Source organism: Streptomyces sp. NPDC093252 (genome assembly GCF_040683675.1).
In the GTDB taxonomy this organism is placed as follows: Bacteria; Actinomycetota; Actinomycetes; order Streptomycetales; family Streptomycetaceae; genus Streptomyces.
Genome location: NZ_JBFBEM010000010.1, coordinates 87,148 through 111,557, shown reverse-complemented (window position 1 = coordinate 111,557; position 24,410 = coordinate 87,148). Strand labels below are relative to the sequence as shown.

Annotated in this window: 22 protein-coding genes; 4 read left to right on the top strand and 18 right to left on the bottom strand. The window is 72.8% G+C overall.

Annotated features, from left to right (window positions below; all coding sequences use genetic code 11):
• Positions 1-4: 4 nt before the first annotated feature.
• The 8 genes from AB0O01_RS21900 to AB0O01_RS21865 all read right to left on the bottom strand — a co-directional run bounded on the left by AB0O01_RS21900 (position 5) and on the right by AB0O01_RS21865 (position 7,313).
• Positions 5-892: a DUF5936 domain-containing protein gene (locus AB0O01_RS21900; protein ID WP_365315647.1), complete on the bottom strand. Its 888-nt coding sequence runs from the start codon at positions 890-892 to the stop codon at positions 5-7.
• A gap of 15 nt (positions 893-907) precedes the next feature.
• Positions 908-1,897 carry a type II secretion system F family protein gene (locus AB0O01_RS21895; RefSeq protein ID WP_365315645.1) on the bottom strand — a complete coding sequence of 330 codons (990 nt, stop codon included), beginning with the start codon at positions 1,895-1,897 and terminating at the stop codon, positions 908-910.
• 11 nt (positions 1,898-1,908) lie between these two features.
• Positions 1,909-3,246: a CpaF family protein gene (locus AB0O01_RS21890; protein ID WP_365315643.1), complete on the bottom strand. Its 1,338-nt coding sequence runs from the start codon at positions 3,244-3,246 to the stop codon at positions 1,909-1,911.
• A gap of 60 nt (positions 3,247-3,306) precedes the next feature.
• A complete protein-coding gene (locus AB0O01_RS21885) occupies positions 3,307-3,657 on the bottom strand; it encodes a TadE family protein (RefSeq protein ID WP_365315960.1) in 351 nt (116 codons plus the stop codon).
• Between the two features lie 106 nt (positions 3,658-3,763).
• Positions 3,764-4,102, bottom strand: coding sequence for a pilus assembly protein (locus AB0O01_RS21880; protein ID WP_365315641.1), 339 nt, complete (start codon positions 4,100-4,102; stop codon positions 3,764-3,766).
• Between the two features lie 167 nt (positions 4,103-4,269).
• Complete coding sequence (locus tag AB0O01_RS21875) at positions 4,270-5,595, bottom strand: AAA family ATPase (RefSeq protein ID WP_365315639.1); 1,326 nt, start codon at positions 5,593-5,595, stop codon at positions 4,270-4,272.
• A 31-nt stretch (positions 5,596-5,626) separates the two neighbouring features.
• Positions 5,627-6,334 carry a Flp pilus assembly protein CpaB gene (gene cpaB / locus AB0O01_RS21870; RefSeq protein WP_365315638.1) on the bottom strand — a complete coding sequence of 236 codons (708 nt, stop codon included), beginning with the start codon at positions 6,332-6,334 and terminating at the stop codon, positions 5,627-5,629.
• Between the two features lie 61 nt (positions 6,335-6,395).
• Positions 6,396-7,313: a hypothetical protein gene (locus AB0O01_RS21865; protein ID WP_365315636.1), complete on the bottom strand. Its 918-nt coding sequence runs from the start codon at positions 7,311-7,313 to the stop codon at positions 6,396-6,398.
• Between the two features lie 503 nt (positions 7,314-7,816).
• Here AB0O01_RS21865 and AB0O01_RS21860 point away from each other — a divergent pair.
• Positions 7,817-9,481, top strand: coding sequence for a glycosyl hydrolase family 18 protein (locus AB0O01_RS21860; RefSeq protein ID WP_365315958.1), 1,665 nt, complete (start codon positions 7,817-7,819; stop codon positions 9,479-9,481).
• Positions 9,482-9,589: 108 nt separating this feature from the next.
• On the opposite strand, the gene AB0O01_RS21855 is transcribed toward AB0O01_RS21860, so the two are convergent.
• From AB0O01_RS21855 to AB0O01_RS21840, 4 genes are all read right to left on the bottom strand, one after another.
• Complete coding sequence (locus tag AB0O01_RS21855) at positions 9,590-10,921, bottom strand: Nramp family divalent metal transporter (RefSeq protein ID WP_365315634.1); 1,332 nt, start codon at positions 10,919-10,921, stop codon at positions 9,590-9,592.
• Positions 10,922-11,069: 148 nt separating this feature from the next.
• A complete protein-coding gene (locus AB0O01_RS21850; RefSeq protein ID WP_365315632.1) occupies positions 11,070-11,600 on the bottom strand; it encodes an ATP-binding protein in 531 nt (176 codons plus the stop codon).
• A gap of 60 nt (positions 11,601-11,660) precedes the next feature.
• Positions 11,661-12,560, bottom strand: a complete 900-nt coding sequence (locus AB0O01_RS21845; protein ID WP_365315630.1) for an MEDS domain-containing protein — start codon at positions 12,558-12,560, stop codon at positions 11,661-11,663.
• A 49-nt stretch (positions 12,561-12,609) separates the two neighbouring features.
• Entirely contained in the window at positions 12,610-15,009 is a 2,400-nt protein-coding gene (locus AB0O01_RS21840) for a LuxR C-terminal-related transcriptional regulator (protein WP_365315628.1), read from the bottom strand.
• A gap of 479 nt (positions 15,010-15,488) precedes the next feature.
• Between AB0O01_RS21840 and AB0O01_RS21835 the strand changes: the two genes are divergently transcribed.
• Positions 15,489-16,841 carry a M14 family metallopeptidase gene (locus AB0O01_RS21835; RefSeq protein ID WP_365315626.1) on the top strand — a complete coding sequence of 451 codons (1,353 nt, stop codon included), beginning with the start codon at positions 15,489-15,491 and terminating at the stop codon, positions 16,839-16,841.
• On the opposite strand, the gene AB0O01_RS21830 is transcribed toward AB0O01_RS21835, so the two are convergent.
• The 6 genes from AB0O01_RS21830 to AB0O01_RS21805 form a co-directional block, all read right to left on the bottom strand.
• Entirely contained in the window at positions 16,838-17,437 is a 600-nt protein-coding gene (locus tag AB0O01_RS21830) for a hypothetical protein (protein WP_365315624.1), read from the bottom strand. The genes AB0O01_RS21835 and AB0O01_RS21830 overlap by 4 nt on opposite strands.
• A gap of 89 nt (positions 17,438-17,526) precedes the next feature.
• On the bottom strand, positions 17,527-17,832 hold the full coding sequence (locus AB0O01_RS21825; protein ID WP_365315622.1) for a hypothetical protein: 306 nt from the start codon (positions 17,830-17,832) through the stop codon (positions 17,527-17,529).
• The gene (locus AB0O01_RS21820) at positions 17,747-18,955 is read right to left on the bottom strand and encodes a helix-turn-helix transcriptional regulator (RefSeq protein WP_365315621.1); all 1,209 of its coding nucleotides are present in this window, start codon (positions 18,953-18,955) and stop codon (positions 17,747-17,749) included. The genes AB0O01_RS21825 and AB0O01_RS21820 overlap by 86 nt, the downstream gene beginning before the upstream one ends.
• A gap of 117 nt (positions 18,956-19,072) precedes the next feature.
• The gene (locus tag AB0O01_RS21815) at positions 19,073-19,483 is read right to left on the bottom strand and encodes a RidA family protein (RefSeq protein WP_365315619.1); all 411 of its coding nucleotides are present in this window, start codon (positions 19,481-19,483) and stop codon (positions 19,073-19,075) included.
• A 32-nt stretch (positions 19,484-19,515) separates the two neighbouring features.
• Positions 19,516-20,265 carry an IclR family transcriptional regulator gene (locus AB0O01_RS21810; protein ID WP_365315617.1) on the bottom strand — a complete coding sequence of 250 codons (750 nt, stop codon included), beginning with the start codon at positions 20,263-20,265 and terminating at the stop codon, positions 19,516-19,518.
• On the bottom strand, positions 20,262-21,314 hold the full coding sequence (locus AB0O01_RS21805; protein WP_365315615.1) for a sugar kinase: 1,053 nt from the start codon (positions 21,312-21,314) through the stop codon (positions 20,262-20,264). Before AB0O01_RS21805 ends, AB0O01_RS21810 begins: the two co-directional genes overlap by 4 nt.
• A gap of 131 nt (positions 21,315-21,445) precedes the next feature.
• On the opposite strand from AB0O01_RS21805, the gene AB0O01_RS21800 reads away from it, so the two are divergent.
• Positions 21,446-22,759: an amino acid deaminase gene (locus tag AB0O01_RS21800; protein WP_365315613.1), complete on the top strand. Its 1,314-nt coding sequence runs from the start codon at positions 21,446-21,448 to the stop codon at positions 22,757-22,759.
• Between the two features lie 13 nt (positions 22,760-22,772).
• Complete coding sequence (locus tag AB0O01_RS21795) at positions 22,773-24,392, top strand: D-aminoacylase (RefSeq protein WP_365315611.1); 1,620 nt, start codon at positions 22,773-22,775, stop codon at positions 24,390-24,392.
• The last annotated feature ends 18 nt before the right edge of the window (positions 24,393-24,410 follow it).

Below are 24,410 nucleotides of genomic sequence, written 5' to 3'. Positions count from 1 at the left end.
CGCCCTACTCGCCCGTGAGGGTGCCGAAGTCGGTGCCGGAGCCGAGGAGCAGGCCGGCGGCGAGGAGGAGCATGGTGGCGGGGACCATGAACGTGGTGATCATCATGGTGGCCTTGGGGACCGCGCGGGCCGCCTTGCGGCGGGCGTTCTGGGCGTCCGTGCGGCGCATGTCGCGGGCGAGCGCGACCAGGGTGTCGACGATCGGGGCGCCGAGTTCCTCGCCCTGCTGGAGGGCGGTGACGAACATGGCGACCTGCTCGGAGTCATTGCGGCGGCGCAGCTCGGCGAACGCCTGGCGGCGGCTCATGCCGAGGTCCATCTGGCGCAGGGTGATCCGGAGTTCGTCCGCCCAGGGGCCCTCGTACTTGGACGAGACCCGGTCCAGGGCCTGGCGGAAGCCGAGGCCCGCGCTGACCACGACCGCGAGGACGTCCAGGAAGTCGGGCAGGGTGCGTTCGATGACGTCCTTGCGGACCCGGATCGCCGACCAGATGCCGACCTCCGTCCAGAACGCGCCGAAGGCGAGGAGGAGCAGGGCGACGAGGTAGTCGCCGCGGAGGAGGAAGACCAGGAAGCCGGTCGCGCCGAGGACGCCGTAGACCGCGCGGCGGGCGGCGTAGCGGTCGATGGTGAGGCCGCCGGGGTTGCCCGCCAGGTCGATGCGGCGGCGGTACCTGGCGACCTGCTTGGGGCCCATCAGGCGCAGGACGGCGGGGGCGTAGCGCATGCCCATGCGGTCGACGACGGAGTCGACGGCGCCGGTACGGGTGGCGCCGACCTCCAGGGCGAGCTGGAGATCGGGCGGGAGCTTGGCGTCGGCCCGGTACATCCGGATACCGGCGAAGACGCCCCAGACGCTGAGGGCGGCGAGGGCCGCGAGGAGGAGTGCCATGGTCGTCGTCCTCCCCTACACGTCGATCCGGGACAGGCGGCGGATGAGGAGGAAGCCGACGGTGTAGAGGCCGAAGGCGATGATGACGGCGGCCTGGCCGAAGGGGGAGCCGGTCATCCGGTCCAGGGCGCCGTCCTTGACGCCGTTCATCAGGAACAGGGCGCCGACGCCCATCGCGGGGACGGCGTACGAGGTCATGGAGACCTGGGAGAGCTGGGTGCGGATCTCGCGGCGGGTCTCCTTGCGCTCCTCCAGGGTCTCGGTGAGGTTGCGCAGGGCGCCGACGACCTGGCCGCCGGCCCGGTTGGCGAGGACGAGGGTGGTGACCAGGACGACCAGTTCGCGCGAGGGCAGGCGCCGGGCCATCTCGTCGAGGGCGTCGTCGAGGGAGGCGCCCAGGGCGAGCTGGTCGGCGACCTTGGCGAGTTCCTCGCCCGCCGGGGCCTCCAGTTCCTCGGCGGCCATGCCGATGGAGGTGCGCAGGGCGAGTCCGGCGTTGGTGGCGTTGGCGAGGATGCGGGCGAGTTCGGGGAGCTGGTTGATGAACTTCTCGATGCGTTTCTGACGCTGCCAGTTGAGGAACTGGAGCGCGGCCCCGACGCCGAGCAGCCCGGCTATGGGGCCGAAGAAGGGGGCGAGGGCGGCGTGGCCGATCAGCCAGAGTCCGGCGACGGCGACCAGCATCGCGGCGGCGAACTCGCCGGGGGTGATGTCCAGGCCGGTCGCGGCGAGCCGGTGTTCCAGGCGGCGGCCGAGGCCGGTGCGGCGCAGCCGGCGGTCCAGGTCGCGGAAGTGGCGGCGGCGGCCGGTGACGGGGGCCTGGCCGGTGGCGGTGAGCCGGTCCACCAGGGCGCGGCGCTGGGCGCGTCCGGCGGCGTAGACGTGCACGCCGAGGACGGCGAGCAGGAGGGTCAGCAGGGTGGCGCCGATCGTGAGGGTGGTGAGGTTCTCCAGGGTCGGGTTCAGGGGGAGCGCGGTGTTCGTGGTCGTGGTGGTGGTGGTCATGAGGGTGGGTCCTAACGGGCCTCTCGGGTGGCGAGCATGTCCTCGGTGAGGGCGATGCCGAAGGCTTGCGGGATCGGCTGGCTCGCCATGTAGAGGCGGTCGGCGGTGCGGCGCGGCAGCGGGAAGTAGCGGAAGACGCCGTGGATCCGGCCGTCGGCGGCCATCGGGCGGGCGTCGAAGCGGGCGACGGTCACCAGCCGGTACGGCTCCCCGCCATGGCTGTCGAGGAGGGCGATCTCGGTGATCCGCCGGGTGCCGTCGGCGAACCGGGCGAGCTGCACGATGACATCGACGGCGCTGTTGATCTGGTCGTGCAGGGCGACGAAGGGGATCTCGACGTCGGACATGGAGGCGAGGGTCTGGAGCCGCATCAGGGCGTCCTCGGCGCTGTTGGCGTGGACGGTGGCGAGGGAGCCGTCGTGGCCGGTGGACATGGCCTGGAGCATGTCGAGGGACTCGCCGCCGCGGACCTCGCCGACCACGATCCGGTCGGGCCGCATCCGCAGCGAGTTGCGGACCAGGTCGCGGATGGTGACATGGCCCTTGCCCTCGACGTTGGGCGGGCGGGACTCCAGGCGGATGACATGGGTCTGCTGGAGCTGGAGTTCGGCGGAGTCCTCGATGGTGATGATGCGCTCGCCGCCGGGGATCAGTCCGGACAGGGCGTTGAGGAGGGTGGTCTTGCCGGTGCCGGTGGCGCCGGAGACGATCACATTGAACTTGGCCTGCACCAGCCCGGCGAGCAGATACAGCATGTGCTCGTCGAGCGAGCCGAAGCCGATCAGCTCCTGGAGGGTGAAGGAGCGGGGGAAGCGGCGGATGGTGAGGGTCGGGCCGGTCAGGGACAGCGGCGGGATGATGACGTTGACGCGCTCGCCGGACGGGAGGCGGGCGTCGACCATCGGGTTGGACTCGTCCACCCTGCGGTTGACGGTGGAGACGATGCGTTCGATGGTCTGCATGAGCTGGTCGCCGGAGGCGAATCGGATCGGGAGCTGCTCAACCCGACCGCCGCGCTCCACGAAGATCGCGTCGGGGCCGTTGACCATGATCTCGGTGATGGAGGCGTCCTCCAGGAGGGGTTCGAGGATGCCGAGGCCGAGGGCCTCGTCCACCACCCGCCGGATGAGCTGGGACCGTTCGACGGTGGACAGCACCGGGCCCTCGCGGCTGATGATGTGCCCGAGGACCCGTTCCAGCCGGGCGCGGCGGTCGGCGGCGGCCAGTGAGCCCATCTCCGCGAGGTCTATCTCCTCCAGCAGCTTGGCCCGGTAGGAGGCGACCAGATGGCCGTCCTCGCCCCGGCTGCCCTGCTCCTCCGGGGAGTTGATGCGTGCCCTCAGACTCATCGCGGGCCCCCTCTCATGGCTTGCTCATGGCTTGTGCTTGTTCGGTGGCTTGCTTCTTGTTCAGTCGGTGTGGTCGATCGGCATGACGGCGGTGCGGGTGGCGGGGCCGAAGTCCCAGCCGGGGACGAGGGAGGGGATGTCGACGGTGGCGGTGACCTCGACCTCGTCGCCCAGTTGTCCCTCGGAGCAGGCGGCGTCGAGCCAGTCGCTCACGGCGGCCGTGCAGCCCTGCTGGGCGCCGAGGTCCAGTGAGGCGGCCCGCGCCCCGGCCCGCGCCGCGGTCCCGGCCTGCTGTCCGGCGTAGGCGATCAGCCCGAGCTGGACGGTGCCGAGGGCGACGAGCAGCAGGATCGGGAGGAATCCGAGGTACTCGATGGCGACCTGGCCCCGGTCCCGGTCCCGGGCCCGGATCCTGTGCCGGTCCCGGTCCCGGTCCCGGTGCGGACGCCTGCGGCGCGGTGCGGACGGCGACGACGGCGACGGCGACGGCGACGGCGACGGCGATGCGTACGGCATGTCAGCCCCCCTCTCCCGTGTCCTCCTCCACCGCGCCCGCCTCGCCCCGCACCTCGAAGGGGAAGGCGACCGTGCCGGGGAAGAGCACCGGGACGCGCAGGACGACCCGCGCGGTCACGAAACCCCCCGATGTCCCGCAGTTCACGTCGGCGCCGCCCGCCCAGGCGCCCGGCAGCTTGTCGAGGCCCGCCTCCTGGCACGCCCCCTGCCGCGCGCCCGGCGCCGCCGCCGTCCCGGCCCGCACCGCCTCGTCGGCGGCGTTCCCCGCGAGGGTGAAGGTGTACCCCAGCAGCACGAACTGCCACAGCAGCACCAGCGTGATGAGGATCAGCGGGGTCATCCCGAGGAACTCGATGGTGACCTGCCCACCATCGCCCCGGAGGGCGGAGCGGGGGTGGGGCGGGCACGGAAGGGCACCCGCCCGGAACCGGTTCGCCCGGGACGGATTCGCCTGGAACGGATTCGCCGGGCCCTTCCCCACCCCGGGCCGTCTCCCCCGCACCCCCCTCACCGCCCCAGTTCCTTGCGTCGCCGGAAGGTGAGGGCCGCCCGGTCGCCGCCCCGGGGTGTCGTGGGCTCGGGGCGGGCGGAGGGGTCCGTGCGGGAGCGGGTTCTGGTGCGGGCTCCGCCGCGGCGGTGGCCCGTGGGGGTGCCGTCGGTGCCCTGGACCAGGCCCAGTTCACCGGCGAGGGTCCACAGGGCCTGCTTGATCGTGCTCTTGGCGTCGAGTTCGTGCAGCCGCCCGGCGTCGACGACCGCCTGGAGTTCCTTGAAGTGGGCGGGGACGACCGTGCGGGCGACGGCGGTGCCGGTGATCCGCTGGATCAGGGCGGGCTGGATCTCGGTGCTCTTGGTGTGCCGGTTGACGACGACCGTGGTCTCCTCCGCCTTGCGGATCTGGAGGCGTTCCCAGAGACGGACCAGGCGTTTGGCGCCCCGGACGGCGACCACGTCCGGGGTGGTGACCAGCAGCGCGGTGTCGGCCATCTCGACGGCCGCCGCCCCGGCGCCGCTCATCTGGGAGCCGCAGTCCAGGACAACCGTCTCGTAGCGGGAGCGCAGGGCGCTGACGATCTGGCGGGTGGCGCGGTCGGTGACCTCCTCGCCGCGTTCGCCCTCGCCGGGGGCGAGCAGCAGGGCCAGCCCTGTGTCGTGGCGGAAGACGGCGTCGGCGAGGACGCGGGGCGAGATGTCGGTGATGGCGGCGAGGTCGACCACCGAGCGGCGGAACTGGACATCGAGGTAGGCGGCGATGTCGCCGGTCTGGAGGTCCATGTCGACCACGCAGGTGGAGCGGCCGGACGCCTGGGCGGCGAGGGCGAGGTGCACGGCGGTGAGGGTGGTGCCGACCCCGCCCTTGGCGCCGGAGACGGTGACGACGGTGCCGCCGACGCCGGGGAAGGTGTCGGCGCCGCCGTGCCCGAGATGGCGGCGGACGCCGGTGGACCACTGGGCGACGGCCTGGACGCGGGCGCCGAGTTCCTCGTAGCTGAGCGGGAGGGCGACCAGGCCGCGGGCGCCGGAGTCCATGGCGGCGGCGAACAGGCCGGGTCCGGCGTCGGAGGTGATCAGGATGACGCCGACGGCGGGGAAGCGCAGGGCGACCTCGCGGATCAGCTCCAGGGCGGGCACGGGCCCGATGCGTTCGTGGACGACGACGACCTCGGGGAGTTCGTCGACGGACTCGGCGGCGAGCCGGGCGAGGGTGTCGATCAGTTGGGTGGAGTCGAGGACCGGGCCCACGGGTTCGGCGTCCGGGAGCTGGCTGAGGAGTGTGGTGATCGAGCGGACCGCGTCCGCGTCGGACACCGCCGGAAGGATTCTGGTGGGCATGGAGCGGCCTCTCCCTGGTCCCTGCTCGTCGTCACTGGTCGTCGGCGAGTTCGTAGGTGCGGTCCTCTTCGGGGACCGTGCCGTCGCCGCCGGGGGCGACGAGGGCGAGCCGGACCTGCTCGGCGAAGGACTCGGCGTAGGTGATGCGCTGGGCGTCGGGCGCGGACAGCGCGAAGGTGATCGGCACGGCCTCGGTGCCGGCCCGGGAGCGGTCGTTCGCGTCGGCTTCGAGCGGGGTCAGTTCGCCGACGTCCAGGACCCGGGCGCCCGCGATGATCACCCGGGACTGGTCGGGGTCCTCCTCGCGGGCGCCCTCGAAGGTGGCGTAGACATTGACCGTGGCGCCGGGGGTGATCTTGCCGGCGACGCCGGTGGCCGCGTCGATCATGATGGCGACCTCCTGCTCGCCCGGCCTGAGCGCGGGCTGGTCGACGATCATGTCGCTCTGGAGCAGGGAGCCCTTCTTGAGGGCGGTGACCGCGATCTTGCCGCGGATCTCGGTGAGATCGGTGACGGCGGTCGGCGACAGCCAGCGCTCGGGCATCTCCACCGCGCTGAACTGGCCCGCGCTGAGCGGGGTGTAGGGCGCCACGTTCGACTTCAGCTCGTACGCGGTGACCTCGGGGCCGACCTTGGACCGGACGTCGTTGACGACGGAGAGCACACCGGCGAAGGCGCCGAGGGCGCACAGGATGGACAGGAGCAGGAGTATCACGCCGCGGCGCTGACGGGAGTTCATGAACCGTGCGTCCTCGTTGGGGGGTGGTGGCGGGGAGGGGGGCGGGCGGTGGTGCGAGGAGTCAGGGGGTGAGGGCCCGGCGGGTGCGGGCGGGGCCCTCGGTGAGCCGTTGGTGCGGCCCCCGGCCGTCGGCCGCCGGGTCCGGTGGTGGCGGGTCCTCGGCGTCGGGCGGGGTGGCGGAGCAGAACACACAGAGGTCGCCGATGACATCGAGGCCGCACCAGTGGCAGACGGTCTGGCGGACGGAGGTGACGAGCTGGTACAGCACGGACAGATCGCCGAGGTGGGCGCAGAACTCGATCAGTTTCCCGGTGCCCCACCAGCGGGCGGACTCGGCGGGCAGCGGGACCTCGCGCAGGCCCTGGGCCTGCCAGGCGGGGGCGAGGGTACCGGTGACCCAGTCGGAGGTGAGCTGGCCCTTGGCGACCACCATCCGGGTGGCGAACTCGGGTCCGGCGAGGGTGGCGTCGGGTCCCAGGCGCACGAGTTGCGGCTGGGGGTGGGCGAGGACGGCGAACTGGCTGCCGGGCATCCAGGACTTGGCGTGCGCCTTGAGGGTGACGGGGACCCGGTCGAGCCGGGCGACGGAGCCGAGCAGGGCGCCCGCGTGGATGTAGTGGGTCAGCAGGCGCCCGGCGGAGGCGAGGACGCCGGGGCTGAGGTCGCAGGAGGCGAGCTGGCGCAACTGCCGGGCGAGGACGGCGACACCCAGCGGGGGCAGTTCGGGGCGGAACAGGGCGATGCGGTCGCTCTCCAGGAGGGAGCGGACGGTGTGCAGCCTGCGGTACACGGCCGCGGGGGCGGCGCCGGAGCAGACCACGACGAGTTGTCCGTGCTGGTCGAGCAGGACCTGCACCTCGGCGAGGACCTGGTCCAGCGGGCGCCGGTCCAGGTCGGGCAGCACGGCCGCGGGCAGGGTCCGTTCGTCCTGCGCCGGGAGCGCCAGGTCGGCGCCCGTCACGGCAATGGCAGTTGGCACGCGCAGCTCCCCGATTCCGCCGGCCGGTGCACGGGCGTGACTCCGGCGCACCGAGATGACTTCATTGCGTGACTACGTCAGCACTGTATCCGCGCCTCTGTGGCCGGAGAACAGCGTTTCGGTGGCTCTGCGACAACTGACATCGCACAAGTCGCTTCAAATCAGGGCAGGTTAGGCGTGTTCCGTTTCTGTGAACTCGCCACGGACTTGGTCCAGACCTTGACAACACAATTGGTCTGGACCACCTTTGACGCACAGCGGTGGCCACCGTTCCTCTTCCTCTCCACTTCCTCTCCGCTTCCTTTCCCTTGCTCTCCCCCTGCCTTCCCCTGCTTTCCTCCCCCACGAGTTCTCCCGGCAGCAGCCTGCCCACACCTGCTTCTCGCTTCTTGTTTCTCGTGCTCTTCCCCCCTCCTCGTCCCGACTCCCCATCGGAGGCCCGAGTGGACCTCGTACGGAACAGACGGCACACCGGCACCGCCAGACGCCCGCTCCGCAGGCGGATCTGGGCCGGCGCCACCGTCGCCGCCCTCGCCTTCTCCCTCTCCACGGCCGTGGAAGCGTCCGCGGCGGACATCAACAACGCGCGGAACGCGGGCTTCGAATCCGGTGTCGCCAACTGGACCTGCTCCGCGAACAGCGGCACCGCGGTGTCCACGCCCGTGCGCACCGGCGCCGGGGCCCTGCGCGCGGCGCCCTCCGGCCAGGACAACGCCCGCTGTTCCCAGGCGGTCGCCGTCCAGCCCAACTCGACGTACACGCTCAGCGCGTGGGTGCAGGGCGGCTTCGCCTACCTCGGCGCCACCGGCACCGGCACCACCGATGTGTCGACGTGGACCCCCGACTCGTCGGCCTGGAAGCAGCTCTCCACCACCTTCACCACCGGCGCGAACACCACCTCGGTGACGGTCTACACCCACGGCTGGTACGGCCAGCAGCCGTACTTCGTCGACGACCTCTCGGTCTTCGGCCCGGACGGCGGCGGCGGCACGGACCCGGGTCCGACGATCCCCACCGCCCCGACCGGCCTCGCGGCGGGCGCCACCACCCCGACCTCGGTGAACCTGTCCTGGAGCACGGTGTCCGGCGCGACCGGCTACTCGGTCTACCGCGACGGCACCCGGATCACCGCGGTCACCGGCACCTCGGCGACCGTCACCGGCCTCACCGCCTCCACCGCGTACTCCTTCCAGGTGACGGCGACCAACGCGGCCGGTGAGTCGCCCCGCTCGGCGGCGCTCGCGGTGACCACCCCGGCCGACGGCGGCAACGGCGGCGGCGGTGTCCCGAAGCACGCGGTGACCGGCTACTGGCAGAACTTCAACAACGGCGCCGCCGTCCAGCGGCTCTCGGACGTCCCCGCGGCCTACGACATCATCGCGGTGTCCTTCGCCGACGCGACCCCGACCCCGGGTGCCGTCACCTTCAACCTGGACACCGCGGGCCTCAACGGCTACACGGTCGCCCAGTTCAAGGCGGACATCGTCGCCAAGAAGGCGGCCGGCAAGAAGGTCATCATCTCGATCGGCGGCGAGCTGGGCACGGTCACCGTGAACAACTCCGCCTCCGCGACCAACTTCGCCAACTCGGTCTACGCCCTGATGCAGGAGTACGGCTTCGACGGCGTCGACATCGACCTGGAGAACGGCCTCAACGCCACCTACATGACGCAGGCCCTGCGCTCCCTGTCGACGCTGGCCGGTCCCTCGCTGGTCCTGACGATGGCCCCGCAGACCATCGACATGCAGTCGACCTCCGGCTCCTACTTCCAGACGGCCCTGAACGTGAAGGACATCCTCACGGTCGTCAACATGCAGTACTACAACAGCGGCACCATGCTGGGCTGCGACGGCCGGGTCTACGCCCAGGGCACCGTCGACTTCCTGACCGCCCTGGCCTGCATCCAACTGGAGAACGGCCTCGCCCCGTCCCAGGTCGGCCTGGGTGTGCCCGCCTCCACCCGCGCGGCGGGCGGCGGCTATGTCGCCCCGTCCGTGGTCAACAACGCCCTGAACTGCCTGACCCGGGGCACCAACTGCGGCACCTTCACGCCGCCGCGGACCTACCCCGACCTGCGCGGCGCGATGACCTGGTCCACCAACTGGGACGCCACCTCGGGCAACGCCTGGTCGAGCGTGGTCGGCCCGCACGTGGACGCGCTCCCGTAGCGGGACAGCACCCGCACCGCTCGCGGACCGGCGCCCGGGACCTCCACGAAGGAGTCCCGGGCGTCACCCGTTCCACGGGCCGCCGGAAGAGGCCGTCAGAAGAGGCCGTCAGAAGAAGTCCGCCCAGGGCTGGTCCCACACCTGCTTGACGCAGAGCACCAGGAACAGCAGTCCCGCCGCCGCCAGCAGGGTGTTGCTGACCGGCCCGTTGCGCCACTCCCTCGGGGTGCGCGAGGAGTTGAGCAGCCACAGCAGGGTCCCGGCCAGGAAGGGCAGGAAGGCCGCGCCCAGGACGCCGTAGAGGATGACCAGGCGGAAGGGCTGGTCCTGGAAGAGCAGGACCATCGGGGGGAACGTCAGCCACAGCAGATAGCCGCGGAAGGCCCAGGAGCGCTCCCGGGTACCGGCGGCCACCTCGGCACCGGTGCCGCCGGGGGCGCCCCGGCCGAGGCGGGCGGTGAAGTCGGCGAACATCAGGCTCACCCCGTGCCAGACGCCGATCAGGGAGGTGAAGGACGTGGCGAAGAAGCCGATCAGGAAGAACTTGGCGGTCACCGGGCCGTACTCGGCCGCGAGGATGTCGCCGAGCTGGATCAGGCCCTTGTCGCCGGTCTCGATGGCCACGTTCGCGGAGTGCAGCAGCTCCGCGCCGACGAAGAGCATCGCCACCACGAAGATCCCGGTCGTCGCGTACGCCACCCGGTTGTCGAGCCGCATCACCTTCATCCAGCCCGTGTCCGTCCAGCCCTTGGCGTTGACCCAGTAGCCGTACGCGGCCAGCGTGATGGTGCCGCCGACGCCGCCGATCAGGCCGAGGGTGTTGAGGACCGAGCCGGGCTCGTCGGGCAGCACCGGCAGCAGGCCCGCGAAGGCGTCGCCCAGATGGGGGGTGACCCGGACCGCCAGATACACCGTCACCACGAACATGACGCCGACCAGCACCGTCATGACCTTCTCGAAGACGGCGTACCGGTTGAACCAGACGAAGGCCAGGCCCACCAGTCCGCAGCCGATGCCCCACCACTCCAGACCCATCACATCCGGGAACAGCGCCTGGAGCGGCAGGGCGCTGGAGGACATCGCCGCGGCCCCGTAGACGAAGCCCCAGACCACCGCGTAGACCGCGAAGAAGGCGAGGGTCCAGCGGCCGAGTCCGGCCCAGCCGTCGAAGAGGGTGCGGCCGGTGGCGAGGTGCCAGCGGCCGGCGGCCTCCGCCAGGGCGATCTTCACCACGCAGCCGATGACCGCCGCCCAGAGCAGGGTGTACCCGAAGTTGCTGCCCGCGATCAGGGTCGCCACCAGGTCCCCGGCGCCGACTCCGGTCGCGGCGACCACGATCCCGGGGCCGATGTACCGCCAGCTCGCCCTGCGCGGGGCGGGGCCGGTGCCGGTGCCGTCCGGTGTCCTGGTCGGTGAGGTGTCGCCCGTGATGTCGGCCATGGGGGTCAAGTAAGCGCACGGGGCGGGGGCGGACAAGAGGGTGCGCGGCGATCTTCACCCGATGTGCGCACTCGCGAACGGGGGCCGCACTCCCCAGCGGGGCCCGGCCGCCGGGCATCGCCGCCGGGCCCGCTGGGGGTCGCGCGTCCTACGGCTGTCGCCGACCGCAGCCGTCGCACGCGCAGGTGCCGAGCTCGAACCAGACGGTCTTGCCCGGCCCCTCCTGGCGGCAGCCCCAGCGCCGGGCGAGCGCCGCCACCAGGAACATGCCGCGTCCGTGTTCCGCGCCGGACGCCTCCCGGACCCGCGGGGGCCGCGGGCCGCTGTCGTCCACCTCGCAGCGCAGGGTGCCGTGCGCGGCGGACAGGGTGAGGGTGAAGCGGCCCGCGGAGTGCAGCAGGGCGTTGGTGGTCACCTCGCTGACCAGGAGTTCCGCCGTGTCCACCAGATCCTCGGGGGCGTCGCGCCCCTCGGCCAGGCCCCACTCCTCCAGGTGCCTGCGCACCGTCGCACGGGCCTCCCGGACCGCGGTGGGGCGGGGGTCGTACGTGACCCTCAGATGGCCGGCCCGCAGCGGTGGCTGGGGGAACGCGCCGTCCGGAGAGTGGGGGCCCGGGGGCCGGTTCCCGGAGAGCTGGAGCATGCCGTCGAGTCTGCCCGGCGGAACCCGGTCCGGCACGGGGAGGACTACCCCCTTCACTACCTGTGCCCCCGTTTCCCGAGCACCCCGCCCGTCACCTCAGCGCCCGTACTGGAGCCGGACGGTGGTGGCGGCGCCGTCCGCCGCGTCCCGGACGTCCACATAGGCGCAGACCTGCCGGGCGAACCAGAGCCCCTGGCCCCGCTCCGGGCGCAGTTCCCCGGCCGGGGGCACGAAGCCCGCGAGGGGGTCGCCGAGGCGTCCCGGGGCGGCCAGTTCGGCCACGCAGGCCGGGGCGTCGCCCCACACCCGCAGCGCGGCCCGCGCCGCCCCGAGGGTGTCCGCCGCCTCCCGCACGGCCCCCGCGAACAGCTCCGCCTCGTCCGCCCCCAGCCCCCGCTCCCCCGCCCATCCGGCCACCCCGTCCAGCCCCAGCCCCCGCGCGTCGGCCGGTGGGCGCGGCAGGGGTACGGCGTCCAGGGCGGCGGTCAGGCGGTGCGGGTCCTCGTAGGCGCCGGTGCCGGGGTGGGCGCGGCGGGCCCGCTCGATGACACCGGGGGGTGCGAGGCGGGTGTCGTAGACGCACAGGGCGGTGGTGGCGAGGGGGGCGAAGAGGAGGTTGGCGAGGGACTCGTAGCGGATCCACTCGGCGCTCTCGCGCGGCGAACTCCCGGCCCGGCCCGCCCAGTCGGGCTCCATGAGGAGATGGATCCGGCCGCCCGCGCCCGCGTTGCGGGCCAGGTATCCGGCGCCCTGGGCGATGGCGTTGGGGGCCGAGCCGGTGTACCAGTCGGTGTGGGTGATCAGGGCGACGGTGTCGCCGAGGGTGTCGGCGAGCAGGGCGAGGCGGGCCGGGGTGGTGATGGCGACCGGCGCCGGTTCGCCGGGGGCGCGCAGGCCCTCGGTGAGGAAGGGCACGGCGGCCCCGAGGAACTCCTCGTCGGTGCCGAAGACGGCCATGCGGTGGTCGAAGAGGCCGGGCGGGGTCTGCGTGGTCATGGGGCTCCCAGGGCGTGCGTGGTCGTCCGGAGGGTTCTCGGCGGGGGTGTCACTGGCGTGCCGCGACCCAGGCCGCGATCTGGCTGCGGCTGGTGAAGCCGAGCTTGGTGAGGATGCGTTCGACATGGCCCTCGGCGGTGCGGCGGGCGATGACGAGGCGGTCGGCGATCTGCTGGTTGGCGAGGCCCTCGGCGACCAGCAGGGCGACCTGGTCCTCGCGCCGGGTGAGCGGCGCGGGGGCCGGGGCGGGGGCGGGCGCCGGGGCGGGGGCGGCGCGGCGCTCCTCCAGGGCGTGGCCGACGATCTCCGCCAGGCCGAGCGAGCCGCCGAGTTCGTACGCCTTCTGGAACAGGGCCGGGCCGAGGGCGGCGCGGGAGCGGGTCTCGGCGTCGGCGCGGGCGGCGTTGAGGGCGTCGGAGCCCCAGCGGTCGCGGGAGACGTCGGCCCAGACCCGGTCGGCGCCGCCGAGCAGGACGGCGGCCCGGTCGGGGGCGCCGCGCAGCACGGTGATGCGGGCCAGCAGATCGAGGGTGAGGCCGATGCCGAGGACGTCGTGGACGGCCCGTTTCAGGCGCAGGGCCTCGCGGGCGTGGCGCTCGGCGCGCGGGAGGTCGTCCTTGACGACATAGGCGAGGGCGAGCATCCGCAGGACGTAGGAGAGGACCCAGGCGTCGCCGTGGCGTTCGCACAGGCCGCGGGTCTCCTCGCAGACGGCGATGGCCTGGTCGGCCTCGCCGAGGAAGCCGAGGGCGCAGGCGAGTTCGACGCGGTCCAGACCGACCATGCTGAGGTGCTGGCCGGGGACGGGGCCGCGGGCGACGCTGGCGCGGAAGTGGGCGAGGGCGGCGGGCAGGTCGTTGCCGAACAGGACGACGACGCCCATGACGTACTCGGCGTGCGCGGCCTCCGCGCGGTCGCCGAGGCGCAGGGCGAGGGCGCGGGCCTCCTCGGCCTGGCGGCGGCCCCGGGTGAGGTCCTCGGGGCAGCCGGCCAGCAGGGCGGAGGTCCACAGGGCGCGGGCGCGTTCCCGGGTGGGTCCGGGGTTGGCGTCGAGGGCGCGGTCCAGCCAATGGCGGCCCTCGCGGGGGGCGCCGCAGGCGTGCCAGTAGAACCAGAGGGTGCCGGCGAGGCGGAGCCCGGCGAGGGCCTCGCCGGGGTCGGTGAGGGCGAAGTCGAGGGCGGCGCGCAGATTGTCCTGGTCGGCGCGGAGCCGGGTGACGATCTGCCGCTGGGCGGGGCCGAACCAGGCGCTCTCGCTCTCCTCGGCGCGGCGCTGGGTCCAGGCCAGATGGCGGCGCCGGGCGGCGCGTTCCTCGCCGGGGCGGGCACGGAGCTTCTGGAGGCCGTAGTGGCGCAGGGTGTCCAGGAGGCGGTAGCGGGCGGGGGTGCCGGTGTCGTCGGCGGGGGCGGCGGGACCGAGGGGGTCGGCGCCGGGGGCGTCGGGGCTCTCGGCGGGGTCCGGCTCGGGGGGCGGGGGTTCGCGGCACAGGACGGACTTGTCGAGGAGTCCGGCGACGGCCTCCAGGACGTCGTAGGAGCGGACGAGTTCGCCGTCGGCGCAGACCGCTTCGGCGGCCTCCAGGTCGAAGCCGCCGGCCAGGACGGAGGCGCGGGCCCAGACCAACCGCTCGCGCCGGGTGCACAGTTCGTGGCTCCAGTCGATGGCGGCGCCGAGGGTCTGGTGGCGGGGCAGGACGGCGGGGCTGCCGGTGGCCAGCAGGCGGTAGCGGTCGTCGAGGCGGGCGATGAGCTGTTCGACGCCGAGGACGCGCATCCGGACGGCGGCGAGTTCGATGGCGAGCGGGAGGCCGTCGAGGCGGCGGCAGAGGCGGGCGACGGCGGCCCGGTTGGCGGCGGTGAGCCGGAAGCCGGGGACGACGGCGGCGGCGCGGTCGGCGAACAGGGTGAGGGCCGGGCCGGGGTGAACGGTGAGGTCGTCGTCGGGGCCGGGCACGGGCAGCGGCCGCACCTCCAGGAGGTGTTCCTCGGTGAGGCCGAGGCGGTGGCGGCTGGTGGCGAGGACCCGGATGCCGGTGGTGCCGTGCAGCAGGGCGGCGGCGAGGGCGGCGCAGGCGGCGGTGAGGTGCTCGCAGTTGTCGAGGACGAGCAGCAGCCGACGTTCGCGGACCTGTTCCACCAGGGCGTCCAGGACGGGGCGGGCGGAGTGGTCGTGCAGGCCGAGGGCGTCGGCGGCGGCGAGCGGGACGAGGTCGGGGTCGTGCAGCCCGGCCAGATGGACGAACCGCACCCCGTCGGGGAACGCCCGCTCGACGCGGGCCGCGATCCGGGCGGCCAGCCGGGTCTTGCCGACGCCGCCCGGCCCGGTCAGGGTGACCAGCCGCGCCTGCGCGAGCAGTTCCCGGCCTTCGCTCTGCTCACCGCGCCGGTCGACGAAGCTGGTCGTCTCGACCGGCAGCCGGCCGTCCCGCCGTGGCGCTGATCCGCCCATGATCGGACTGTCCTGTGAGGATGGGGTACGGGGGCCGGAGTACGGGGCTCCCCTCCGCGAACTGCCACTCTCCCCCCTTTCTCACATATATGCACCCCGGGGTCACGCCCCAGGGTGCACTTCGCGGCTCGACCCGGGGGAGCCCTCCGGCAGCGCGTATAGTGCGCCGTTTTCTCATGGGCCATCAGCGCGGGGCGGGTGCCGGGCAGCCGGGCTCGGGGGCGGCTCGGGGCCCGGCGCGGGGGCGGCTCGGGGCCCGGCACGGGAGGGGCTCGGGAGCGGCTCGGGGACCGGCGCCGGGTGGCTTCATCGACCCGGCGCCGGGGGTCGCTCACAGGCCACTCCCAGATTCACTCTTGACCTGCGCATGCCACACCCGGACCATGAGCGCCACCCGTACGTCGCACGGACGAACCACCCCCCGCTCCCCCACCCCCACCTCCGGAAGACCCCGGAGACCGGAGAAACAAGGAGACTTCATGCGACTCCGCCCACGCGGCACCGCCGCCAGGGGCAGACGCGGCGCCGCGCTCGCCGCGCTGCTCGCCCTCGCCCTGGCCGCCCCGATCTCGGCCACTACCAACGACGCCAGCGCGGACAGCGCGAGCAAACCGGCCGCGTCCGCCGACGACATCCGCCAGTACGAGATCCTCATGCGCTCCACCGCGCAGGACCGCACCGCGATCCAGCGGACCGGCGTCACCGTCGACGAGGCCGACGAGCACGGGGTCGTGGTCTCCGGCCGCGCCGACCAGATCAAGAAGCTGCGCGCCCTCGGCTACGAGGTCACCCCGCTCGGCGCCGCCCCCGACCGCTCGGCCGGCGAGGACGACGTACGGCTCCTCGACTTCCCGACCGCCGACTCGCAGTACCACAACTACGCGGAGATGACGGCCCAGATCAACACCCTGGTCGCCGCCAACCCCGCCATCGCCAGCCAGCGCGTGATCGGCCGCTCCTACCAGGGCCGCAATATCGTCGCCATCAAGATCAGCGACAACGTGGCCAGCGACGAGGCCGAACCGGAGGTGCTGTTCACCCACCACCAGCACGCCCGCGAGCACCTCACCGTCGAGATGGCGCTGTATCTGCTGCGCGAGCTGACCTCCGACTACAGCACCGACTCCCGGGTCAAGAACATGGTCGACAACCGGGAGATCTGGATCATCCCGGACATGAACCCGGACGGCGGCGAGTACGACATCGCCACCGGCACCTACCGGTCCTGGCGCAAGAACCGCCAGCCCAACACCGGTTCGTCGTATGTCGGCACCGATATGAACCGCAACTGGAACTACAACTGGGGCTGCTGCGGCGGCTCCTCCGGCTCCACCTCCTCCGAGACCTACCGGGGGACCGCCGCCGAGTCGGCGCCCGAGGTGAAGGTGGTGGCCGACTTCGTGCGCAGCCGGGTCGTCGGCGGCGAGCAGCAGATCACCGCGGGCGTGGACTTCCACACCTACAGCGAGCTGGTGCTCTGGCCGTACGGCTACACCTACTCCGACACCGCGCCCGGGATGACCGCCGACGACCGCAACGCCTTCGCCGCGGTGGGGCAGAAACTCGCGGCGAGCAACGGGTACACGCCGGAGCAGTCGAGCGACCTCTACATCACCGACGGGTCGATCGACGACTGGCTGTGGGGCAACCAGAAGATCTTCGGATACACCTTCGAGATGTATCCGCGGACGGCGAGCGGGGGTGGGTTCTACCCGCCCGATGAGGTGATCGAGCGGGAGACCTCTCGTAACCGGGATGCCGTTCTTCAGTTGCTGGAGAACGCGGACTGCATGTACCGGTCCATCGGGAAGGAAGCCCAGTACTGCGCCTAGGCGCTGGGTTCCTCTTCGGCCTTCTCCGGTTCGGCCTTGTCCGGTTCGGGCTTCTTGCCCTCGTCGAAGTACGCGTCGAGGACCGCGTCCAGTGAGTCGTCCCACTGTTTGTGGTCCGACTTGGCCTTGGCCTCGATCTCGATGGGGTACCAGCGGCGGTCCGGGGTGTGCACGGTCACGGTGAACCGCTTGCCGAAACGGGCCGCCGCGGTCTCCACCGCGGCGATCTCGTCCCAGCGGAACTCGCACCGCTCCTCGTCGAGGCTGAGGCGGACGCCCTCGGCGTCGGCGACGATCCGGGCACGGCGGTCGGCGGCCTCGAACGCGGGGCCGCCGGCCGTTTCCGCGTCCTCGTCCTCGTCCGCCTCCGCGTCCTCGGCGGCGGCCGTCTCCGGGGCCTCCGCGTCGTCCGTGTCCGGTTCCTCCGGCGCGGGGGCCTCGGCCTCGGCCGGGGTCTCGGGGGCGGGCGTGTGCTCCGCCGCCTCGACCCCGTCCTCCGGCGCCGCCGGCGCGGGCTGTGTGAGCCCGGGGATGTGCGCCGGGTTGACCCCGGCGTCCAGGGGCTGACTGCTCGTACCTATGCGCTGCTGCTCCACAGCCCCGCAGTATGGTCGACAAACCTGTGTCAGAGACAGTCGGGCCCTACTTCGTTATGGCGACGATGCCCAAATCCCGGCCGTCCGGCCTAGACGAACAGGCTCAGTGCCGCCGCCGCGGCGAAACCGGCCACCGACAGCACCGATTCCAGGACGGTCCAGGTCTTCAGGGTGTCGCGCTCGCTGATGCCGAAGTACTTGGCGACGATCCAGAAGCCGCCGTCGTTGACGTGCGAGGCGAAGATCGAACCGGCCGAGATCGCCATGATGACCAGCGCGACGGACGTCCCGTCGAGGACCGGAGCTGGGTCACGCCATGCCGACCCAGCCCGCGAGGGAGGTGAGCTGCTCGGGCAGCCGCCGTTGCCGTCTGACCAGGACTCCGACCACTTCACGCGCGGTCGGGTGGTAGCGGACCAGTTGCGGCGCCGTCCCGCGGGCGCGCAGCAGCGCGTTCAGGGCCTGCTCGTTCCTGCCCATGTGCGCGTAGGCGCGGCCGAGGTCCATGAAATGGCGGCCGACCCTGGTGGGGGAGTGTCCGGCCGGGAAGCGAAGCGACTTCGCCGCCTTCACGGCGGCGGGCATGTTCTTCAGGTCGACGTTCGTCTCGACCTCGTACTGCGCCACATCCGTGGGCCCGAAGGACAGCCAGTACGTCTCCGGTACGTCCCGTCCGATCTGCCGCGCGGCACCCTTGCCCAGGTCCAGATGGCCCTCCGACGTGTCCTGGTCCTGCGCCCGCGCGGCGATGAACGCGGCGCGCAGATGCAGTTTCCCGGACACCGCCAGGGCTGGAACCGACCTCGGGTCGTCGGCCTGCTGGACCAGTTGCTGGCCCCGTTCGACCAGGAGGAGCCCGACGCGCGGGTTGTTGCGGCGGACATACCGCAGGCTCCGTGCGTAGTGGCGGACGGCCAGCAGCAGCGGGTCGTCCGCCTGGACTCCGACCCATCCCATGCGGTCCAGGGCGATCGAGGCCAGGTCCGGGTATCCCAGCCGGTCGGCGAGGCCGTGGGCGGCCCAGTAGGTGTTGGCCAGGCCCGCTGCCACGCGCCGCCGCTGTTCCCCTTGGGGCAAGGTGTGCAGAGCGGTGGTCAGCTCGCCCAGCAGCCCGGGAAGAGCGGACCCCACCCGGCCGTACTCGGCCAGCCGGTTGTGCCGCAGCAGCGTGGTGACGGCGATATCGAGATGGGCGACGGGGCGGGGGCGGATGTGGGGGTCCGGTTCGATGTCGTAGAGGTCGAGCGCCTCGCCGAGCGGCCTTATCAGATGATCGATCTGGTCCTGACGCATCTGGGACATGTAAGGCTGCCCGTTGAGCACGGCGACATCGACCTGGAGGACCCTGGCCGTGGCGGCGACCAGCGCGGGACTCGCCGGGACGAGTCCGGCCTCCACCTTGGCGAGGGAGCTGTGGGAGACATAGGCCCGCTGGGCGAGGGACGCCTGCGTCATGTGACGGATCTTGCGGTAGTCGGCGATCCGCGCGCCGATGTGCTGATCTGCGCGTTGCGACACGATGACTCCTGTCTGGCTCGACATCACCACGGTACCCAGACGGCCCCCGTCGACACGGGGGCCGTCGCCTTTCCGGTACCCGACACAACGAGCGTGTCCAGGAGAAGGGAGTGGCCGTCAGCCGAGGACGGCCAGCGCGTCGATCTCGATGAGGAGACCGGCGGGCAGTCCGACGTAGACCGTGGTGCGGGCGGCGGGCGGGGCGGTGAGGCCCTGCTCCTCGAAGTAGGTGTTGTAGATCCCGTTCATCTCGGCGAAGTGGTCGACATCGGTGAGGTAGACGCGGATCATCATCACGTCGTCCCAGCTCGCGCCGCCCTCCTCCAGGATCGCCTTGACGTTGGCGAGGGTCTGGAGGGTCTGCTCGCGCAGGGTGGGACCGGCCGGGGTCGGGGCCTGGCCCTCGACGGCGGGGAGGAAGCCGACCTGGCCGGCGACCTGGAGGATGTTGCCCTTCTTCACGCCGTGCGAGAACTTCGCGGGCGGGGTGGTGTGGGTCTTCGGGGTGAGGGCGGTCTTCTCAGTCATTGCCTTTTACCTGGTCCTCGGGTTCGGGTGCGTTAGGCGTGGGTTCTGCCGGAGTACTCGCCGCTGATGGCGTCGGCGGTGCGGCGCACCAGCGGGAGCAGGGTGAGGAGTTCGTCGGCGGTGACGACGACATTGGGCGCGGACACCGACATCGCGGCGACGACCCGGCCGTCGGCGCCCCGGATGGGGGCGCCGACGCAGTTGATGGACTCCTCGTGGCCACCGAGGTCGGTGGCCCAGCCCTGTTCGCGCACCGCGGCCAGCTCCTTGAGGAAGGCGTCGGCGTGGGGGGTCGAACGGGGCGTGAACATGGGGTAGTCGAGCTTCTCGGCGAGGGCGCGGCGCTCGTGCTCGGGGAGGTCGGCGAGCAGCAGTTTGGCGACGGCGGCGACCGTGATGGCGACCGGTTTGCCGATCCGGGAGTACATCCGCACCGGGTAGCGGCTCTCCACCTTGTCGATGTAGAGCACCTCGCCGTCCTCGTGGACGGCGAGGTGGACGGTGTGGCCGCAGCTCTCGTTGAGGCGGACGAGGTGGGGGTGGGCGATCTCACGGATGTCCAGGTTCTCCATCGCCTCCTGGGCGAGGGCGAAGAGCCGGGCGCCGAGCCGGTAGCGCTGGTCGGACTGGCGGTAGACGAAGCCGTGGTCGTGCAGGGTGCGCAGCAGGCGCAGTGCGGTGGACTTGTGCACCCCGAGCCGCTCGGCGACCATCCCGAGGTCTGCGGGGCCCTCGGCGAGCAGCGGAAGGATGCTGAGCGCGCGGTCGACGGTCTGGCTCATGGGGTTCGTACCTCCTCGTCGGCCCGTTCGTCGGCGTGGGTCCAGCCGGGGCCGAGTCGCAGTCTCCCCCACGCCTCGTCGTCGAGGGCGGCAAGGCGGTCGGCGCGGGCGCGGCCGGGGGGCGTGGCGAGATCGCCGGGGACGGTGAGGGCGGCGGCGGCCATCAGATGCCCGTGCCGCAGCCGGTCCCGTACGGGCAGTCCGCGCAGGGTGGCGGAGAGGAACCCGGCGGCGAAGGCGTCCCCGGCGCCGGTCGCGGCGACCACCTCGACGCGGGGGGCGGGCACGAAGACCGGCTCCGGGTCCGGGTGGACGTACGCCGTGGCTCCGGTGCCGCCGTCCTTGACCACCAGGACCCGGGGTTCCGGGAGCAGTTCGCGGATCCGGTCGGGGCCGCCGGTCGCCCCCCAGGCGGCCTCCGCCTCGTCCTGGCCGAGGAAGACGAGGTCGGCGGTGCGGGCGAGGGTGAGGAGGAGGGCGGGGCCGTCGCCGGTGCGGGACCACAGACGGGGGCGGTGGTTGACGTCGAAGGAGATCAGGGGGCGGTCGGCGGCGGGGGCCATGAGTGTGTGCAGCAGGTCGCGGCAGGTGGGCGACAGGGCGGCCGTGATGCCGGAGAGGTGCAGGATCCGGGCGGCCCGTACGGCGGCCTGGTCGACGTTGGCGAGGGACATCGCGGAGGCCGCCGAGCCCGCCCGGTAGTAGGCGACCTCGTGGGCGTCGGTGGCGCGGTCGCCGGCGGTGCGGAAGTAGATGCCGGTGGGGCGGCCGGGGTCGCGCTGGACGGCGGCGGTGTCGACGCCGTAGCCGCCGATGGCCCGCACCAGATGGTCGCCGAAGGGGTCCGCGCCGACCCGGCTGACCCAGCGGGCGGAGTGCCCGGCGGCGGCCAGCACGCAGGCGAGGTTGGACTCGGCGCCGCCGATGCCCCGCTCGAAGGACGAGACGTCGGCGAGGCGGCCCGGTGTGGAGGGAAGGAACGTGACCATGGACTCGCCGAGCGCTACGACGTCCACGACGTCGGGGGTGGTGGGTCCGGTGACCGGCACGATGCTGTGGCTCCCTCGGGCGTGGCGAGGCGGCTCCGTTGACCCCGCGTTGGCCGAGATGTTAGACAGCAGTAAGCGACATACGCAATGAGTGTTGCAGACAATGCAACGCACCGGATCAGGGAGGCTCCATGGCCCACGACAGCGACGTCCCGGGCTCCGACATCCCGGGCCCAGCCGCTCCGGCCGCCCGCCTGGCGGGTCTCGCCGAGGAGCGGATCGACCACCGCTTCAAGGGCCTCCCCCCGGACGCCGACGGCCTCACCGTCGCCGCGCTCGCCGCCCAGCGCCGCAATCTGTTCACCGACGGCTTCACCACCCCCGTCCTCGCCCTCTCCGCCGAGCGCCTGGAGCACAACCTCGCGCTGATGGAGACGTACACCGCACGCCACGGGCTGGTGTTCGCGCCGCACGGGAAGACCTCCATGGCGCCGCAGCTCTTCCACCGTCAGATCGAGCACGGGGCCTGGGGCATCACCCTGGCCCTCCCCCACCAGGTGCGGGTGGCGCGGGCGTTCGGGGTCGGGCGGGTGTTCCTCGCCAATGAGCTGGTGGACGCCGCCGCCCTGCGCTGGATCGCCGCCGAACTGGCCGCCGACCCCGGCTTCCGCTTCCTGTGCTACGTCGACTCCGTGCGCGGGGTGGAGCTGATGGACGCGGCGCTGCGCGGGTCGTCCCGCCCGGTGGACGTGGTGGTGGAGCTGGCCGCCGGGGACGGGGCCCGCACCGGGGCGCGCGGCGAGGCGGAGTGCCGGGCCGTCGCCGACGCGGTGGCCGCCACCGCCACCCTGCGCCTGGCCGGGGTCGCCGGGTACGAGGGCGAGGTGCCGGACGCCGACCCGGAGCGGGTGCGGGCGTATCTGCGGCGGCTGGTGGCGCTGGCGGCGGACCTGGACGCGGCGGGCCGGTTCGCCGGGCTGGACGAGATCGTGGTGAGCGCGGGCGGCAGCGCCTGGTTCGACGCGGTCGCCGAGGTCTTCGCCGGAGTCCCGGAGCTGTCCGTACCGGTGCTGAAGCTGCTGCGCTCGGGCGCGTACGTGTCGCACGACGACGGGCACTACCGGGAGCTGACCCCCTTCAACCGGGTCCCGGAGGAGGGCGCTCTGGAGCCCGCGTTCCGCCTCTGGGCGCAGGTCGTCTCCCGCCCCACCCCCGCCCAGGCGTTCGTGAACGCGGGCAAGCGCGACGCGGCCTACGACCTGCATCTCCCGTTCGCCCAGGTGGTGCGCCGGGACGGGAAGGAAAGGGCGGCGACCGGCGTCGAGGTGACCGGTCTGTCCGACCAGCACGGCTGGCTGAGCACCGCCCCGGACGCGGATCTGGAGGTCGGGGACTGGCTCGGCATGGGCCTGTCCCACCCCTGCACCTCGTTCGACAAATGGCAGCTCATCCCGGTCGTGGAGGCGGACGGCACGGTCGTGGACTACATCCGCACGTTCTTCTAGGAGGCCCCGCAGCATGGCAGAGCTGGTTATCAGGGACGCGGATGTCGTCGACGGCACCGGGGCGCCCGCCTACCGGGCGGACGTGGTCGTGGACGGCGGCCGGATCGTGTCGATCGTGCGGGAGGCCGCCGCGTCCGGCTGTCAGCGGCCCACCGCGACCCGGGAGCTGGACGCGGACGGCCTCACCCTCGCCCCCGGCTTCATCGACATGCACGCGCACAGCGATCTGGCGCTGCTGCGCGACCCCGACCACAGCGCCAAGGCCGCCCAGGGCGTCACCCTGGAGGTCATCGGCCAGGACGGGCTGTCGTACGCCCCGGTGGACGACCGCACCCTCGGCGAGGTGCGCACCGCGATCACCGGCTGGAACGGGTACGGCGACGACCTCGACTTCGACTGGCGGTCGGTCGGCGAGTACCTGGACCGGCTGGACCGGGGCATCGCCGTCAACGCGGCCTACCTCATCCCGCAGGGCACGGTCCGCGCGCTGGCCGTCGGCTGGGAGGACCGGGAGCCCACCGCGACCGAGCTGGGCCGGATGAAACGCCTGGTCGCGGAGGGTCTGGAGCAGGGCGCGGTGGGTCTGTCGTCGGGGCTGACCTACACCCCGGGCATGTACGCCAAGGACGCCGAGCTGACCGAGCTGTGCCGGGTGGTGGCCTCGTACGGCGGCTACTACTGCCCGCACCACCGCTCCTACGGGGCCGGGGCGCTGGAGGCGTACCGGGAGATGGTGGCGCTGACCCGGGAGGCGGGCTGCGCCCTGCACCTGGCGCACGCCACCATGAACTTCGGGGTGAACAAGGGCCGCGCCCCCGAGCTGCTGGCCCTGCTGGACGAGGCGCTGGCCGACGGCGCCGACATCAGCCTCGACACCTACCCCTACACCCCCGGCTCCACCACCCTCGCCGCGCTGCTGCCGAGCTGGGCGAGCGAGGGCGGCCCGGCCGAGGCGCTGCGGCGGCTGACCGACCCGGAGACGGCGGAGCGCATCCGGCACCATCTGGAGGTGCTCGGCTCGGACGGCTGCCACGGGGTGCCGGTGGAGTGGGAGACGATCGAGATCTCCGGCGTGACCAGCCCGGATCTCGCCCAGTACGTCGGCCGCACCATCGCCGAGTCGTCCGCCGCCCGCTCCGAGCCGCCCTGGACGACCGCGCACCGGCTGCTGGTGCAGGACCGGCTCGGCCCGACGATCCTCCAGCACGTGGGCCACGAGGAGAACGTCCGCCTGATCATGCGGCACGCCGTGCACACCGGCGGCTCCGACGGCATCCTCCAGGGCGCGAAACCGCACCCCCGGGCGTACGGCACCTTCCCGCACTACCTCGGCCGGTATGTGCGGGAGCTGGGGGTGCTGTCGCTGGAGGAGTGCGTGGCCCGGCTGACGTCCCGCCCGGCGACCCGGCTGCGGCTGCCGGACCGGGGGACGGTCCGCGAGGGCTTCCGGGCCGACCTGGTGCTCTTCGACGCGGCGACGGTCGCGGCGGGCTCGACCTTCGAGGCGCCGCGCACCCTGCCCACGGGCATCCCGCACGTCCTGATCGACGGACGGTTCGTGATCGAGGACGGCCGGCGCACGGATGTCCTGGCGGGACGGGCGGTACGGCGGACGCCGACGGCGGCAGGCTGACGAAGACGGGTCGCCTCC

Coding starts and splice junctions, on each gene's coding strand:
- AB0O01_RS21900 (WP_365315647.1), bottom strand. CDS start 892: ATGGCACTCCTCCTCGCGGCCCTCGCCGCCCTCAGCGTCTGGGGCGTC.
- AB0O01_RS21895 (WP_365315645.1), bottom strand. CDS start 1,897: ATGACCACCACCACCACGACCACGAACACCGCGCTCCCCCTGAACCCG.
- AB0O01_RS21890 (WP_365315643.1), bottom strand. CDS start 3,246: ATGAGTCTGAGGGCACGCATCAACTCCCCGGAGGAGCAGGGCAGCCGG.
- AB0O01_RS21880 (WP_365315641.1), bottom strand. CDS start 4,102: ATGACCCCGCTGATCCTCATCACGCTGGTGCTGCTGTGGCAGTTCGTG.
- AB0O01_RS21875 (WP_365315639.1), bottom strand. CDS start 5,595: ATGCCCACCAGAATCCTTCCGGCGGTGTCCGACGCGGACGCGGTCCGC.
- cpaB (WP_365315638.1), bottom strand. CDS start 6,334: ATGAACTCCCGTCAGCGCCGCGGCGTGATACTCCTGCTCCTGTCCATC.
- AB0O01_RS21855 (WP_365315634.1), bottom strand. CDS start 10,921: ATGGCCGACATCACGGGCGACACCTCACCGACCAGGACACCGGACGGC.
- AB0O01_RS21845 (WP_365315630.1), bottom strand. CDS start 12,560: ATGACCACGCAGACCCCGCCCGGCCTCTTCGACCACCGCATGGCCGTC.
- AB0O01_RS21840 (WP_365315628.1), bottom strand. CDS start 15,009: ATGGGCGGATCAGCGCCACGGCGGGACGGCCGGCTGCCGGTCGAGACG.
- AB0O01_RS21835 (WP_365315626.1), top strand. CDS start 15,489: ATGCGACTCCGCCCACGCGGCACCGCCGCCAGGGGCAGACGCGGCGCC.
- AB0O01_RS21815 (WP_365315619.1), bottom strand. CDS start 19,483: ATGACTGAGAAGACCGCCCTCACCCCGAAGACCCACACCACCCCGCCC.
- AB0O01_RS21810 (WP_365315617.1), bottom strand. CDS start 20,265: ATGAGCCAGACCGTCGACCGCGCGCTCAGCATCCTTCCGCTGCTCGCC.
- AB0O01_RS21800 (WP_365315613.1), top strand. CDS start 21,446: ATGGCCCACGACAGCGACGTCCCGGGCTCCGACATCCCGGGCCCAGCC.
- AB0O01_RS21795 (WP_365315611.1), top strand. CDS start 22,773: ATGGCAGAGCTGGTTATCAGGGACGCGGATGTCGTCGACGGCACCGGG.